We start from the raw sequence: 15,008 nt of genomic DNA on the forward strand, positions 1-15,008 counted from the left end.
TGGCGGTTAGGTCACCAAGTCGTCGGCGCCAATATCGCGCCTGCCGTGCAAAACGCGGACGATCTCGATCGCGTCTTCGCCCATGCGATACAGAGTGACATATTCGCCGACGATCAGATGACGAATGCCGGGCGCGATATCATCGCGCGGCGCACCTGAGAACGGGTGCAAGGTGAGCAGTGTCCAGCGCCTCTCCAAAGCGTCCACAAGGCGCATGGCTCCCTTTGGGCTATGTTCCGCAATGTAGTCACCGATGCCTTCGACATCTGATATCGCCTGAGGAAGCAGCCGATATTTCACTCTTCCGAGCCTGCAGCTTCCGACATCCTGTGATATTTGGCTCGCAGCCGGTCCATGAAGGGCTGGCCGTCCACCGCCGGTCCGCTGTCGATCCCCTCCTGAACCAGCCTGCGCAATTCCTCGACCGTGTAGCCGAGAAGATCGCGGCGGTCTTTCCATTGCCGCAGCGCATCACGGATGACTTCGCTGGCCGAGGCATATTCGCCGGCGGCCACGACATCGTCGACCGCCGCCGCCAGTTCCGGCGAAAGCGTGATGCTGCGTTTGTCGACGTGACCCATGATGCGCTCCTGATCAAACCATGACAATCATGGTACGATTAAATCGTACCAGCTTCAAGGATGCGTTTGTCTCGACCCCAGCATGCGTACTTGATTCAATCGCTCAAGCACCTGAATCGCCAGCTGCGCCCGAAGGCGCAGACTGCTGATCCAAAGGATTAATCGCGATATGGGGGAGAAAATTGCCAGCTGGCCTGTAAGCCGGGTTTTGTATGGCCCTCGCCCCTTTCGGGGCGAGAACGTGGCGGCCATTCATCTTGGGCGCATGTTGCCATGCGCCTCACGCAACCTACCCGGACGGTGAGCCGGAAACAGCCCTCGAAGGTTTCCCCTCGCACCGTCCCTATTCGGTCTTGCTCCCGGTGGGGTTTACCGTGCCGCTCCTGTTGCCAGTCGCGCGGTGGGCTCTTACCCCACCCTTTCACCCTTGCCCCGATAAATCGTGGCGGTTTGCTTTCTGTGGCACTTTCCCTGGGGTCGCCCCCGCCGGCCATTAACCGGCACCGTGTTTCCATGGAGCCCGGACTTTCCTCACCCGCAGCCTTTCGGCTTTGCGGGTGCGGCCGCCCGGCCAGCTGGCAGAGCGTATAAAGGGGTTCACGTTCCAAAACGCAAATGAAAAAGCAGACTTATGCCGGCGATCCCAATGCCGCCAACTGCACCTTGACCTTGCCGCAATAGGCCGCCGACACCGGGTTCATCCTCGTCGCGGCATGGCCGGCATTGTATTTCAGGATCGTGCCGCAGGTGGTGCCGCCGCCGAGATTGCGCGCCATGGCAAGGTACTTCATGCCGTATTTGATGTTGGTGTCGGGATCGAACAGACCCTTGGCGGAGCCGCTATACCCCATCATCCGCGCCGTTGCCGGCTTGATCTGCATCAGGCCGATTTCACCCGCGCTGCCGACGATGTTCGGCCGGTAGTTGCTCTCGATCTTGATGACCGCCTGGGCCAGCGACACCGGCACGCCTTCGGCCGCAGCATAGCGGGCAATGATTGCCGAATACTGGCCGCCAAGCGCGGCTGCCGCAGTCGACTCCGCAGCGGTGCTTGGGCGGATCGATGCGGTCGTCGTCAGGTCGACGCTCTTCCTGTTGCGCTTAAAATGCCTCTTGGCCGTGGCTTTTCTGGCCTTCACCACGGCTGCTTTGCGCACATTCGCGGTGGTTGCTCTTTTTGCTTTCGGGTTTGCTTTCGTCATGGTGGCCTTGGCGGGTGCGGCGATCAAGCCCTGGTCTGCCCTCTGGCTCAGTGGTGCGGCATCGGCCGTGCTGAAGGTAAAAGTCATTACGCCGGCAGCAATAGCTGCCGTTACAACGGTCAATTTCTGCATGTGGTCCCGTTCTGTTTGGCCGCGCGAAGATCTTCACGCAGCAACGCCTAATCAATATCGGAGCATCCGGGGGGCTGGAGGTCCGATAACTTGCACGAACTGCCTTTGAGGGCGGAATTTGTGTCGAACAAGGCGAGGCAATTCACTTTCAGTGACAGGCTGTAACTTGAATATCAGGAAAAGATTATTTAGACGCAACTGACCTAAGGGAAGTCAGCAGGCTTTGCAGCGTGCTAGACGTAGAGCCGTCGGCGACGCCATCCACCAGGCGTGGTCGGAAATGCCGTTGAAAAGCTTCGACGACGATTTCGGTCTGGCGGTCGAAGACACCTGATATCTCGACGCCATAGCCATAGAGCGCCAGCATCGACTGCAGTGCCTCGACCTCGGCGCCGGTATCGCCGGCTTTCAGCACCGCGCCGCGCCGGACCGGCGCCGCAGGCACGAGATGGCCGACCCCGGCCGCAAACAGCGCCTTCCAGGGGAATTTCTCGCCCGGGTCGATCTTGCGCCCCGGCGCGATGTCGGAATGGGCAAGCACCCTTTGCGCCGTAATGGAATGGCGTTCGATGACACCAAGGCAAAGCCCGATCACCGCTTCCACCTGCCGCTTGGGAAAGGCCGAATAGCCGAGCGAATGGCCGGGATTGACGATTTCGATGCCGACCGAACAGGAGTTGATGTCGCGACGCCCGAACCAGGAACTTGCACCGGCGTGCCAGGCGCGGTCGCTTTCGCGCACCATCTGGATAATGCGGCCATCCTCATGGACGAGGTAGTGCGACGAGACTTCGCTTGCGGGGTCGCATAACCAGGCTTCCGCGGCAGCACCCGTCGCCATGCCGGTATAGTGCAGCACGATCATGTCGGGCCTGAGCGTTTCGCGCCGCGGGCCGAAATTCGGCGATACCCTGACCTCCGCGCTTGGCTCGTCGGGCGGGAAGCCGCTCATGCGTGCCTGAGGCCCCGCTCGATCATTTCATAGGCCGCGTTGATCGCCGCGACCCTGGTCGTTGCAATCTTGATGAATTCCTGCGGCAGGCCGCGCGCGATCAGCCGGTCCGGATGATTGTCGGAGACCAGCTTGCGGTACCGCTTCCTGACCTCCTCGAACGGTTTGCCGCGCTCAATGCCGAGCACGATATAGGGATCGCCGGCGCCGAGATTGACGTGCCTGGCCATGATGGCCTCGTAGTGCACCTCGTCGATGCGAAAAATCTCGGCAATACGGTGCAGGAAAACGCCTTCGCGCTCATGCACCAGCCCATCCGCCTTGGCGATATGGAACAGACCGTCGAGTATGTCTTCCAGCATGACGCAGTTCGAATGGCCCGAGCCGCACATCTGCGCCATACTCTCGGCATAGGTCTCGAACCCGGCGACGTCGCGCTTGGCCAGATCGTAAAGCCGCGCCACATTGCGGGTCTGTTCTCGCGGCACCTCGAATATTTCCTGGAACGCGCGAACCTCGTCCTGGGTGACGATGCCATCGGCCTTGGCCATCTTGGCTGACAGCGCAATCATCGCCACAGAGAAGGCGACACGCCGGCGCAGATCAGCGTCACCGGAGAAAACCGTGCGCACGGCCTCGACCACATCGGCTACGCCGGACGTGGCTGAAGATGAAACGCGGGTGATGAAGTCGCCGAGGCGATCCCAAATCGACATGAGCGCTTATTAGGGCCGCCGGCCATTGCTATCAAGCCAAGACAGCGCCGCAGAGTGGATCGAATTTACGCAAGCAACCGACGCGCCAGATCCCAAACCGTAGGAAAGAGCCGGTTCAAGGCCCTTGAGCCCCGAATCGACCTAAACGCAGGAAGGCCGGCGCGAAGCCGGCCTCCTCTCTCGTCACGTCAAAGTGACCGAGACTGCTGCTACTGCGCGGGGGCAGGAGCAGGTGTTGCCGGAGCCGGTTCTGCAGGCTTCGGTGCATCCGGCGTCGCCGGCTTCATGGGCTCGGCGGCTGGCGGATTGGTGCTCTGGGTGGTGGTGTTATCCGTACCGCTGTCGCTGCAGGCGGCAACGCCGAACAGGGCCAGGGCGGAAACGGAAGCAAGAATGAGCTTTTTCATGACATCTCTCCTTCAACACACGCTCACGTTGCGGTGAACGGTCGGAGGCAAAATGCATCAAACGGCCATGAGTTTCGTAACGTTGCGTTTCCTGATGTAACATCCGCGCACTATCGATTGCGGGCCGGGCGATGCCGAACTAACAGTCTGGACCCAAATGCAATGCCGGAGTTCTGCGTGGACAAGAAATGGGATTTTTGGATCGACCGCGGCGGCACCTTCACCGACGTGATCGGACGTGATCCGCAAGGGGGTTTGCATCCCAGGAAATTCCTGTCGGAAAATCCCGAAGCCTATCCCGACGCGGCCATAGCCGGCATCCGCGAGCTTCTGGGGCTGAAATCCGGCACCGCTATTCCTCCGGGCCTGGTCGGTGACGTCAAGATGGGTACCACCGTTGCCACGAATGCGCTGCTGGAGCGCAAGGGCGACCGTGTGCTTTTGCTCATCACCAAGGGCTTTCGCGATGCGCTGAAAATCGCCTATCAGGCCCGGCCGGACATCTTCGCCAAGGAGATCATCCTTCCGGAACAGCTCTACGAGCGGGTCATCGAGATCGACGAACGCGTGCGCGCCAATGGCGAGGTCGAGCGCTTGCTCGACATCACCGCCTGCCGCCCCGCCATCGAACAGGCGAAGGCTGACGGCATCGATGCGGTGGCCATCGTCTTCATGCATGCCTGGAAATATCCCGACCACGAGAAGGCGGTGGCGAAAGTCTGCCGCAAGATCGGGTTCAGCCAAGTCTCGGTCAGCCATGAGGTCTCGCCGCTGATCAAGCTGGTCGGCCGCGGCGACACCACCGTGGTCGATGCCTATCTGTCGCCGATCCTGTCGCGCTATGTGCAAAGGGTGGCGGGAGAACTGGGCGCGACGCCAATCTCCCCACTTGTGGGGGGTGAGGAGCGGTCGGCCAAAGGCCGAGAAAAAGCCAACGATTTGGCTTTTTCAGCGACGAACGCCCGGAGCCATAGCGAAGGGCAGTCGGCAAAGCCGACAGAGGGGGTCCTCTCGGAAGGCACCGCCAATGCGCTGAGCCCGGTCGATCCAACCCCACCCGGCGGCTCCGCCGGCACCCTCCCCTCGAGGGGGAGGGAAAACCCTCGCCTGATGTTCATGATGTCGTCGGGCGGGCTCACCGCCGCCGACATGTTTCAGGGCAAGGACGCGCTGCTGTCCGGCCCGGCCGGCGGTGTCGTCGGCATGGTCGAAACGGCGAAACTCGCCGGTTTCGAGAAAGTCATCGGCTTCGACATGGGCGGCACCTCCACCGATGTCGCCCATTTTGACGGCGAGTATGAGCGCGCTTTCGACACCGAGGTTGCCGGCGTGCGCATCCGTGCGCCGATGATGCGCATCCATACCGTCGCTGCCGGCGGCGGCTCGATCCTGCATTACGAAGCCGGCCGCTTCCGCGCCGGGCCGGATTCCGCCGGCGCCAATCCCGGCCCCGCCGCCTACCGGCGCGGCGGCCCGCTTGCCGTCACCGACGCCAATGTCATGCTGGGCAAGCTGCAGCCCGATTTCTTCCCGGCAATTTTCGGCCCAGGCCAGGACCAGCCGCTGGACGTCGCCGCCGTGCATAAAAAATTCGCGGCGCTCGCCGCCGAAATCGGCGATGGCCGCACGCCGGAAGCCGTCGCCGAAGGGTTCGTTACCATCGCGGTGGAAAACATGGCCAATGCCATCAAGAAGATCTCCGTGCAGCGCGGCTACGATGTCACCGAATATCTCTTGAACTGTTTTGGCGGCGCTGGCGGCCAGCATGCCTGCCTGGTTGCCGACGCGCTCGGGATGGAGGCGGTACTGATCCACCCCTTTTCCGGTCTGCTCTCAGCCTATGGTATCGGCCTGTCGTCGGTTTTCGCGTCACGCCAGCAGGCACTCCTGAAGCCGCTTGCCGAAGAATCCAGGACCGAGATCGGCAGCCTCATCGGCACGTTGAAAAAAGCCGTCATCGCCGAATTGGCAGCGCAAGGCATCGCCGAGGACAAGATTGCGGCAAAGCCGGTGCTGCACATCCGCTATGACGGCACGGACACCACGCTGCCGGTGAATTTCGAAGGCGACTCGATCTTCCAGGCCAGGCGCGATTTCGAAGTGGCCCACAAGGCGCAGTTCGGGTTCGTCTATGACGACAAGCCGATGATCGTCGAGACCGTTGGCGTGGAAGGCGCCGAGATCGTCGAGACCACGGCCGAAGCCGTTGCGCCCGCCGGACCGGCAAGGGTTGAAGCCGGTGCGTCCGGAACGCGGCGCATCTATACCGAGGGACGTTGGCATGAAGCCGGCATCCATCGCCGCGAAAACCTGCGCCCATCCAATCTGGTCCCGGGCCCCGCTTTGATCATCGAGCCGAACCAGACCATCGTCNCCATCGTCGTCGAGCCGGGCTGGCAGGCCGAAATCACTGATGTCAATCACGTCGTCATCCGCCGCACGGAACGGAAAGTGCGCACGGCTGCCCTCGGCACCGAAGCCGATCCGGTGATGCTGGAGGTCTTCAACAACCTCTTCATGTCGATCGCCGAGCAGATGGGCGTCACCCTGCAGAACACCGCCTATTCCGTCAACATCAAGGAAAGGCTGGACTTTTCCTGCGCCGTCTTCGACCGCCATGGCGCGCTGGTCGCCAACGCGCCGCACATGCCGGTGCATCTCGGCTCCATGGACCGCTCGGTCGAAACCGTCATCAGGCTGAACTCCGGCGACATCCATCCCGGCGACGTCTTTGCGCTGAACGCCCCTTACAATGGCGGCACGCATTTGCCTGATATCACCGTGGTGACGCCGGTGTTTTCCCTCCCCCTCGAGGGGAGGGTGGCCGCGCAGCGGCCGGGTGGGGTTCTCTCAGAAGGCACCACAAGAGCGTCGAGCACTGCCGCAACGACCCCCTCCGGCGGCTCCGCCGCCACCTCCCCCTCAAGGGGGGAGGAAGTAATCTTCTACGTAGCCTCACGCGGCCATCATGCCGATATCGGCGGCACTGCCCCCGGCTCGATGACGCCGCTTGCCACCACGGTCGACGAGGAAGGCGTGCTGTTCGACAATTTCCGCGTTGTCGATCGTGGAAAATTCCGCGAGACGGAGTTGCAAACGCTGCTCACCGACCACCCCTACCCCGCCCGCAACCCGCACCAGAACATCGCCGACCTCAAGGCGCAGATCGCCGCGAACGAAAAGGGCGTGGCGGAATTGCGCAAGATGGTCACACATTTCGGCCTCGACGTCGTCGAAGCCTATATGGGCCATGTCCAGGACAACGCTGCCGAAAGCGTGCGCCGCGTGCTGGAGCGGCTGCCCGATAGTTCTGAGTACGAATACCCGACCGACACCGGCCAGGTGATCAAGGTGAAGATTACCGTCGATCGGCAAAAGCGCGAGGCGACCGTGGACTTCACCGGCACCTCGAAGGTCGAGAAGAACAATTTCAATGCGCCCGAGCCCGTCGCCCGCGCAGCCGTGCTCTACGCCTTCCGTGTCATGGTCGAGGACATGATCCCGATGAATGCCGGCTGCCTGCGGCCGATCAACATCATCATCCCCGACGGCTCGATGCTGAAGCCCGCCTACCCCGCCGCGGTCGTCGCCGGCAATGTCGAGACCTCGCAGCATGTCACCAACGCCCTGTTCGGCGCCATGGGTGCCATGGCCAATGCGCAAGGGACGATGAACAACCTGACCTTCGGCAACAAGCAGTACCAGTATTACGAGACCATCTGCTCCGGTTCGCCGGCAGGCCGGATGAACTCCGGCCGCGGCTTTGCCGGCACATCCGGCGTCCACACCCACATGACCAATTCGCGCCTGACCGACCCGGAGGTGCTGGAATTGCGCTTTCCCGTGCTGCTCGAGGATTTTCACATTCGCGAAGGCTCCGGCGGCAAAGGCAAATGGGATGCCGGTGACGGCACCAGGCGGACGATCCGTTTCCTCGAAAAGATGGAATGCGCCATCCTGTCCTCGCACCGCAACCGCCCGCCGCAAGGCCTTGATGGCGGCGGTGACGGCGAGGTCGGCTCGACCAAGGTCCGCCGCCAGGACGGCAGCGTCGAGACGCTGAAGGCCTGCGACCAGACCGTGCTCGACGCCGGCGACGCCGTCATCCTGACGACGCCGACGCCGGGCGGGTTTGGCAAGGCCTGAACTCGCGTCAACAGGCTGTCACCCGCCTGTCATGCCCCTGAGTTACCCGCTTGCGGCAAAGCAAATGGGGAATCACTTTGCCATGACGGACGTCTCCTCGGATCTCGTTTTTCGCCGCGGCAAGGAAGTTGGAAAAGCCGTCTACCAGAACCGCCCGCTTTCGCAGGCCGGCCTTTCCGAACGACTGTTTGCGCTGCTGTTTTCCGGCCTTGTCTATCCGCAGATCTGGGAAGACCCTGAAGTCGACATGGAGGCCATGCAGCTTGGCCAGGGCCACCGCCTCGTCACCATAGCGTCGGGCGGCTGCAACATCCTCGCCTACCTCACCCGCTCGCCTGAACGCGTCGATGCGGTCGACCTCAACGCCGCCCACATCGCCTTGAACCGGATGAAGCTGGAGGCGGTGCGGCATCTGCCCTCGCAGGGCGATCTGTTCCGTTTCTTCGGCGCCGCCGACACCAACCACAATTCGCAAGCCTATGACCGCTTCATCGCGCCGCATCTCGACCCGGTCAGCCGCCACTATTGGGAGCGTCGCAGCTGGCGCGGCCGCCGGCGCATCACCGTCTTCGACCGCAATTTCTACCAGACCGGCCTGCTCGGCCTGTTCATCGCCATGGGCCACCGCATCGCCAAATTCTTCGGCGTCGATCCCGCCGGTATCATGGCGTCGAAGAGCCTCGCCGACCAGCGCCGCTTCTTCAACGAAGAGCTGGCGCCGGTCTTCGACAAGAAGCTGTTGCGCTGGGCTACCTCGCGCAAGGCTTCGCTGTTCGGCCTCGGCATTCCGCCGGCGCAGTACGATTCGCTGATCACCTCGGGCGATGGTTCGATGGCCAGCGTGCTGAAGGCCCGGCTGGAAAAGCTCGCTTGCGATTTTCCGCTGAAGAACAACTACTTCGCTTGGCAAGCCTTCGCCCGTCGCTATCCCAATCCGGGTGAGGCCGCCCTGCCCGCCTATCTAGAAGAGGCCAACTACAAGGCGATCCGCAACAATGTCGATCGCGTCGGCATCCACCACGCCAATCTGATCGAATTTCTGGCCGGCAAGGACGCAGGCACCGTCGACCGTTTCGTCCTGCTCGACGCGCAGGACTGGATGACGAACGACCAGCTCAATGCCCTTTGGTCGGAGATCACCCGCACCGCCTCGGTCGGCGCCCGAGTCATCTTCCGTACCGCCGCCGAGCCCAGCCTGCTGCCGGGCCGCGTCTCGATCTCGCTGCTCGACCAGTGGACCTACGAGGACGAGGCCTCGCGCGACTGTTCGGCCCGCGACCGCTCGGCCATCTATGGCGGCTTCCACCTCTATGTGAAGCGCGCGGCATGAGCGCGAGCGAGCTGCCGGCCGACCATGCCGAACTGATGGACGGCGTCTATCGCTGGCAGCGCCACATCTACGACCTGACTCGCAAATATTACCTGCTCGGCCGCGACCAGATGATATCCGGGCTGGATGTGCCGGCGAATGGCAGAGTGCTCGAACTTGGCTGCGGCACCGGCCGCAACATCGCGCTTGCCGCCCGCCGCTATCCCGACGCCCGCCTCTACGGCCTCGACATCTCGGCCGAGATGCTGGAGACCGCCGGCAAGGCGATCGGCCGCGACGGCCTGTCCGGCCGCGTCGTGCTGGCGCGCGGCGACGCCACCGATTTCGACGCCAAGACGCTGTTCGGCATCGAGCGCTTCGACCGCATCTTCGTGTCCTATTCGCTGTCGATGATCCCCGGCTGGGAAAAGACGGTTTCAGCAGCCCTTGCGGCACTCGCACCCGGCGGCTCGCTGCATGTCGTCGATTTCGGCCAGCAGGAAGGCTTGCCCAACTGGTTCCGGACATTGCTGCGCGGCTGGCTCAAAAAATTCCACGTCGCGCCACGTGAATCTCTGCGTGAAGTCCTGGAATCGGAATCTCGGCGAACCGGCGCAAGCTTCCGTTTCCGCACGCTTTATCGCGGCTATGCCTGGCTGGCGGTGATCGAGTCGCACGACCTCACCTCCCCCTCGATGGGGGAGGTCGCGCCGAAGGCGCGGGNTGAAACGCTAGGCACCCCACCCCGGCGCTGCGCGCCGACCCTCCCCATCAAGGGGAGGGTAAAGGGAGCTAATGCAGCGTCTTCACCAGTGCGCCGACCATCACCTGCGGCCGGTAGCCGAGCTTGGCCGGCGTCAACCCCAGCCGCACCACCACCAGTTGCTCCGACGGGATGATGGCGACCGTCTGGCCGTCATGGCCCTCCATCCAGTAGGTATCGTTGGGCAGGCCGGCGGCGACGCCGGCGCCGGGATTTCCTTCGTCCCCCGGGGCTTCGATCCAAAGTTGCCCCTTGCCGTAGACTTTCGAGGCCGGTGCCGGTTCGCGCATCCAGTCGACGAAACCGGCCGGCAGGATCTGGTTGCCGTTCCAGACGCCGCCCTGCAGCAGGAATTGGCCGAACCGCGCCCAGTCATGCCCCGTGGCATAGAGGTAGGATGAGCCGACAAAGGTACCCTCCTCGTCGGTTTCGAGCACCGCGCTTTGCATGCCGAGCGGCCCGAACAGCGCTGCCCTTGGCCACATCAGCGCCTTGTCCTTGTCGCCGATAGCATCCTGCCACAGCCGCGACAGCATCACCGCCGTGCCGCTCGAATAGGAAAAGACCTTGCCGACGTGGCCGGTCAGCGGCTTGGCCTCGGCGAAGCCCGCCATATCCGGTTCGAGGTAGAGCATGCGCGTCACATCGGCAACGTCGCCATAATCCTCGTTGAACTCGAGTCCGCTCGACATCGCCATCATATCGGCAAGGCTGATGGCGGCGCGGCCGTCCGCCTTCCATGAGCCGAACAGGCCCTGATTGGTCACCGCCATCTTGCCGTCCTTGACCAGCGTGCCGACGAGCGCGGCGTTGACTGTCTTGGTCATCGACCAGCCCAGCAGCGGCGTTTTCGCCGAAAAGCCGTCGCCATAACGCTCCGCAACAATGCGGCCATTTTTGACCACCACCACGGCGCGCATGCCGATGCCGGTCATCGCCGCACCGTCGAGGATCTTGTTGATTTCGGGATTTTGCGAGGCATCGACTCGATCTCCCTCGGGCCACAGATCGCCCTTGGTGGCCGCCGACGCCTCGGCAGGGATTGACGTGCGCCGTGCCTTGCCGACGTCGCCATCTGGAACCGAGGCGCAACCCAGGCCGGCGCGCGCAACGGCAACGCTCTTGCCGAGGAAGCCAAGCAGCCCGGCCGAGACGGTCCCCCTGTTCTTGTCGACCGACACCTTCATCAGCCTGAGAAGCGGATGGCCGGGCGCCTGCACGTCGATGGCCAGCACCTCATTGGGATCACGGCCGGCGATAAAAACATTCGAGCAGACAATCTTGGCGGAATAGCCGGAACCGACGCGGATCAGTTCGGGCGGCGCGACGTAGAGCCAGGCAAACAGGGCGGCTATGGCCAACACGACCAGGCCGAGCAGCCATTTGATGATCTTCACGGCGATCCGCATCTTTCCGTCCCTGCTTTTCCGCTGCCCGTGGCTTGCGGCCCGATTTATGTCATCGATTTGCCGCCATTGCTTCCGCAAAATCGGTGTTCTTGTCGAGCGCCGTCAACCTGTTATCAACCATGATCGGCGATCACTGGTGCATGTCGCCCAAAAGTGCGCAGCGGTTTTGGAACAACGACATGCACGAAAATAGCGTATCAGGCGATGCTGTGGGGCGATCGCCTGAGGGGCACCTGCAACGACAACCCAACAGCGACCGGCTGATTCCGGCTCGGGAAATGCGATGCGCCGTTTCGCGGCCCTCATCACGTTGACGCTGCTGGCCGCCTGCTCGACCGCCGGCGATCTCGTGCCCTCGATGTCGCCATCCAGCAGCCCGACGGTTGCCGTGCGCGCACCGCGTTTCGAAGACTCCAAGCCGCATGAATGGGATAGCGGCGCGCCTTGGAACTATGCCGTTCACGGCACCGACGTCTCCAAATACCAGACCTCGGTCGACTGGCCGACGGCCAAGGCCAGCGGCATCTCCTTCGCCTTCATCAAGGCGACCGAGGGCGGCGACCGTTTCGACGAGTATTTCAACGAGCATTGGTCGCGCACCAAGGCCAATGGCATTCCGCGCGCGGCCTACCATTTCTTCTATTTCTGCACGCCTGCCGCCACCCAGGCGCGCTGGTTCATCCAGAACGTGCCCATCGACCGCTCGGCCATGCCGCCGGTGCTCGACATGGAGTGGAACCCGCAATCGCCGACCTGCCGGCTGCGCCCGGATTCGGCGACGGTGCGGGCCGAAATGACCACCTTTCTCGAGATGATCGAGCGGCACTACGGCAAGAAGCCGATCATCTACACCTCGGTCGACTTCTTCGACGATAACGACCTTTCGACCTTCCGCGGCTATCCCTACTGGCTGCGCTCGGTGGCCGGCCACCCCCGCCAGAAGTACGGCAGCCACCCTTTCACCTTCTGGCAATACACCGGAACCGGTATCGTTCCCGGCATGACCGGCAAGTCCGATATCAACGTCTTCAACGGCACTGAGGCAGCCTGGAAAAAGTGGCTGCGGCAGAACACCCGTTGACACCGGCTCTGCCGCCTGCTTTTCGACGTCCCATGCGCACCTACCTGCAACCACTGGGATATTTACGCCGGAAACGATCGAAGAGCCGCCTGCGCTCCGGGCTGCTCGCGGCTCTGCTGCTCGGCGCTACGGCGATGCCGGCGGGGGCGCAGGAATGCGGCGGCGACTTCGAAACCTGGAAGCAAGGCGTGGCGGCGGAAGCCAAGGCAGCCGGTGTCGGCGCTGTCGGCCTTGACGCGCTGGAAGCCGCCACCATCGACGACAAGGTGCTGGCGCGTGACCGCGCCCAGGGCGTCTTCGCCCAGACCTTCATTCAGTTCTCCAACCGCATGATCTCGGCCTACCGGCTGAAGCAGGGCGCGGCCAACCTGAAGAAATACGCCGAAATCTTTGCGCGCGCCGACCAGCAGTTCGGTGTCCAGGCGCCGATCATCACCGCCTTCTGGGGGCTGGAGACCGATTTCGGCGCCGTACAGGGCGATTTCCACACGCTGAGCGCCTTGGTGACGCTGTCGCATGACTGCCGCCGCCCGCAGCTGTTTCGGCCGCAACTGGTGCCGCTGTTGACGCTGATCGATCGCGGCGTCGTTCCGGCCGACGTCACCGGCGCCTGGGCCGGCGAGATCGGCCAGACCCAGATCCTGCCTTCCGATTATCTCGCGCGCGGAGTCGACGGCGACGGCGACGGCATCGTCGACCTCAGGCGCAGCGTACCCGACGTGATCATGACCACGGCCAACAAGGTGCTGTCGCGCGGCTGGAAACGCGACCAGCCCTGGATCGAGGAAGTGCGCGTGCCCGAGGACATGCCCTGGGAGCAGACCGGCCGCACCAACAAGTTGCCGCTGTCGCAATGGGCCGCCTGGGGCGTCACCAATCCCGATGGCACGCCGCTGATCGACAATGGCCTGAAGGCCGGCCTGGCGCTGCCGATGGGCCGCAAAGGTCCGGCCTTCCTCGCCTACGACAATTTCGACGTCTATCTCGAATGGAACCAGTCCTTCACCTACGCGCTAACCGCCGCCAACTTCGCCAGCCGGCTGGCCGGGGCAAAGCAGTTCGACCCGCGCAATCCCGAAACCGGGCTCAATGGCGACCAGATGAAGGAATTGCAGACTAAGCTCGAAGCCAGGGGCTATGACGTCGGCACCGTCGACGGCATTCTGGGCACCAACACCCGCGAAGCCATCCGCAAGGAACAGATGCGGCTCGGCATGCCGGTAGACGGCTGGCCGACGCCGGAGCTTTTGGGGAAACTGTGAGTAGAATCTGCCCAAGCTGGGTTCCTTATTCCCTACTCCTTGCCCGGAAGAAGTCGATAAATGCCCGCAAAGCCGGGGGGACGTGCCTCGAACTCGGGTGATACAGGAAGAAGCCTGGAAAGCTGGGCGACCAGGGCTCTAGAAATCTCATCAGCCTGCCCGCATCGATCCAGGACTGGACCTGATAGTCGATCATGTAGGCAACGCCTGCTCCACCCAGCGCCGCGTTCAGCATCAGCTCGGTGTCGTTGACAGTCAGGCTGCCCTCGACGGCGATTTCCAGAGACCGTTTGCCGCGCGCGAACTCCCATCGATAGAGGTTGCCGCCACCAGGCCACTGGAATTTTATGCATTGGTGCTGATGCAACTCCTGCGGATGGCGCGGTATGGCCCGATTTTCGAGATAGACGGGAGCGGCCACCGCCGCCATCTGCAAATCCCCGCTCAGTTTCACTGCCACCATGTCCTTCTCCAGCCGCTCGCCAAGCCTGATTCCGGCATCGAACCGTCCTCGAACAATGTCGGTCAGCGTATCGTCGACGATGACGGTCAGCGCTATATCAGGATAGGCGCGTTGGAAGTCGCCAAGGATCGGGCCGATGAACCGCACCGCGGCAACACGCGGCACGTTTATTCGTAGCGAACCCGCCGGCCGATCACGCGCGGCATGAATGTCCGCTACGGCGCCCTCTAGCTCTTCGAACGCAACGGCAAGGCGCGCAAACAGCGTCTCGCCGGCACCAGTGGGTGAAACACTACGCGTCGTGCGATTCAGCAACCTGACGCCGATGCGAGCCTCCAGTTGCCGGATCGACTGGCTGAGCGCCGGCGGGGAAACACGCAGCCGGGCGGCGGCGCGGACGAAACTACGCTCTTCCACGATTGCGGCAAATGCCTTGAGCTCGGCGAATTCAGAACCGCGCATTGTGTATCCCTAGATTAACAAGCTAGTCAGATAATAGGCCATTATCTGATCAGTTGCATGGCCCTATTTCTCGACTAGCGGACCCGTCGGATGAATCCGGCACGGGCCTGAATGATTGAAGGA

12 protein-coding genes, 1 other RNA gene and 1 pseudogene are annotated in these 15,008 nt (G+C 62.8%); 5 read left to right on the forward strand and 9 right to left on the reverse strand.

Annotated elements, in window-relative coordinates; translation table 11 throughout:
* Positions 1-6: 6 nt before the first annotated feature.
* From X757_RS159670 to X757_RS159645, 7 genes are all read right to left on the reverse strand, one after another.
* Positions 7-300 (reverse strand): type II toxin-antitoxin system RelE/ParE family toxin, encoded by a 294-nt coding sequence (locus X757_RS159670; RefSeq protein ID WP_023668265.1) that lies wholly within the window; start codon positions 298-300, stop codon positions 7-9.
* Complete coding sequence (locus X757_RS159665; protein WP_023668264.1) at positions 297-581, reverse strand: type II toxin-antitoxin system ParD family antitoxin; 285 nt, start codon at positions 579-581, stop codon at positions 297-299. Before X757_RS159665 ends, X757_RS159670 begins: the two co-directional genes overlap by 4 nt.
* Positions 582-762: 181 nt before the next feature.
* Positions 763-1,160, reverse strand: an RNA gene (rnpB, locus tag X757_RS1000000165700) — RNase P RNA component class A.
* A gap of 50 nt (positions 1,161-1,210) precedes the next feature.
* Positions 1,211-1,915, reverse strand: a complete 705-nt coding sequence (locus tag X757_RS159660) for a lytic transglycosylase domain-containing protein (RefSeq protein ID WP_023725365.1) — start codon at positions 1,913-1,915, stop codon at positions 1,211-1,213.
* Positions 1,916-2,099: 184 nt separating this feature from the next.
* Entirely contained in the window at positions 2,100-2,867 is a 768-nt protein-coding gene (locus X757_RS159655) for an N-acetylmuramoyl-L-alanine amidase (protein WP_023725366.1), read from the reverse strand.
* Complete coding sequence (locus X757_RS159650; RefSeq protein ID WP_023725367.1) at positions 2,864-3,583, reverse strand: DnaJ family molecular chaperone; 720 nt, start codon at positions 3,581-3,583, stop codon at positions 2,864-2,866. The genes X757_RS159655 and X757_RS159650 overlap by 4 nt, the downstream gene beginning before the upstream one ends.
* A 209-nt stretch (positions 3,584-3,792) precedes the next feature.
* Positions 3,793-3,990 (reverse strand): hypothetical protein, encoded by a 198-nt coding sequence (locus X757_RS159645; protein ID WP_023668260.1) that lies wholly within the window; start codon positions 3,988-3,990, stop codon positions 3,793-3,795.
* A gap of 177 nt (positions 3,991-4,167) precedes the next feature.
* On the opposite strand from X757_RS159645, the gene X757_RS24300 reads away from it, so the two are divergent.
* From X757_RS24300 to X757_RS159635, 3 genes and pseudogenes are all read left to right on the forward strand, one after another.
* Entirely contained in the window at positions 4,168-8,136 is a 3,969-nt protein-coding gene (locus X757_RS24300; RefSeq protein ID WP_023725368.1) for a hydantoinase B/oxoprolinase family protein, read from the forward strand.
* 31 nt (positions 8,137-8,167) lie between these two features.
* Entirely contained in the window at positions 8,168-9,466 is a 1,299-nt protein-coding gene (locus X757_RS159640; protein WP_031251085.1) for a DUF3419 family protein, read from the forward strand.
* A pseudogene (locus tag X757_RS159635) lies at positions 9,463-10,116 on the forward strand (class I SAM-dependent methyltransferase); the annotation flags it as partial. The gene X757_RS159640 and the pseudogene X757_RS159635, both read left to right, overlap by 4 nt.
* Positions 10,117-10,237: 121 nt before the next feature.
* Here the strand turns inward: X757_RS159635 and X757_RS159630 are convergent.
* Positions 10,238-11,617, reverse strand: coding sequence for a serine hydrolase (locus X757_RS159630; RefSeq protein WP_023725371.1), 1,380 nt, complete (start codon positions 11,615-11,617; stop codon positions 10,238-10,240).
* 283 nt (positions 11,618-11,900) lie between these two features.
* Here X757_RS159630 and X757_RS159625 point away from each other — a divergent pair, with 283 nt between their 5' ends.
* Positions 11,901-12,698 (forward strand): GH25 family lysozyme, encoded by a 798-nt coding sequence (locus X757_RS159625; RefSeq protein WP_023688021.1) that lies wholly within the window; start codon positions 11,901-11,903, stop codon positions 12,696-12,698.
* 32 nt (positions 12,699-12,730) lie between these two features.
* A complete protein-coding gene (locus X757_RS159620) occupies positions 12,731-13,960 on the forward strand; it encodes a lytic murein transglycosylase (RefSeq protein ID WP_023688020.1) in 1,230 nt (409 codons plus the stop codon).
* A 25-nt stretch (positions 13,961-13,985) separates the two neighbouring features.
* Here the strand turns inward: X757_RS159620 and X757_RS159615 are convergent, their stop codons facing one another.
* Positions 13,986-14,885 carry a LysR family transcriptional regulator gene (locus X757_RS159615; protein ID WP_023690858.1) on the reverse strand — a complete coding sequence of 300 codons (900 nt, stop codon included), beginning with the start codon at positions 14,883-14,885 and terminating at the stop codon, positions 13,986-13,988.
* Positions 14,886-15,008 lie beyond the last annotated feature (123 nt).

The sequence above is a fragment of the Mesorhizobium sp. LSHC412B00 genome (assembly GCF_000503035.1).
In the GTDB taxonomy this organism is placed as follows: Bacteria; Pseudomonadota; Alphaproteobacteria; order Rhizobiales; family Rhizobiaceae; genus Mesorhizobium.

Bases quoted from the DNA above. Each gene is read 5' to 3' on its own strand.
- X757_RS159665 (WP_023668264.1), bottom strand. From the start codon at position 581: ATGGGTCACGTCGACAAACGCAGCATCACGCTTTCGCCGGAACTGGCG.
- X757_RS159660 (WP_023725365.1), bottom strand. From the start codon at position 1,915: ATGCAGAAATTGACCGTTGTAACGGCAGCTATTGCTGCCGGCGTAATG.
- X757_RS159655 (WP_023725366.1), bottom strand. From the start codon at position 2,867: ATGAGCGGCTTCCCGCCCGACGAGCCAAGCGCGGAGGTCAGGGTATCG.
- X757_RS159650 (WP_023725367.1), bottom strand. From the start codon at position 3,583: ATGTCGATTTGGGATCGCCTCGGCGACTTCATCACCCGCGTTTCATCT.
- X757_RS159645 (WP_023668260.1), bottom strand. From the start codon at position 3,990: ATGAAAAAGCTCATTCTTGCTTCCGTTTCCGCCCTGGCCCTGTTCGGC.
- X757_RS159640 (WP_031251085.1), top strand. From the start codon at position 8,168: ATGCCCCTGAGTTACCCGCTTGCGGCAAAGCAAATGGGGAATCACTTT.
- X757_RS159630 (WP_023725371.1), bottom strand. From the start codon at position 11,617: ATGCGGATCGCCGTGAAGATCATCAAATGGCTGCTCGGCCTGGTCGTG.
- X757_RS159625 (WP_023688021.1), top strand. From the start codon at position 11,901: ATGCGCCGTTTCGCGGCCCTCATCACGTTGACGCTGCTGGCCGCCTGC.
- X757_RS159620 (WP_023688020.1), top strand. From the start codon at position 12,731: ATGCGCACCTACCTGCAACCACTGGGATATTTACGCCGGAAACGATCG.
- X757_RS159615 (WP_023690858.1), bottom strand. From the start codon at position 14,885: ATGCGCGGTTCTGAATTCGCCGAGCTCAAGGCATTTGCCGCAATCGTG.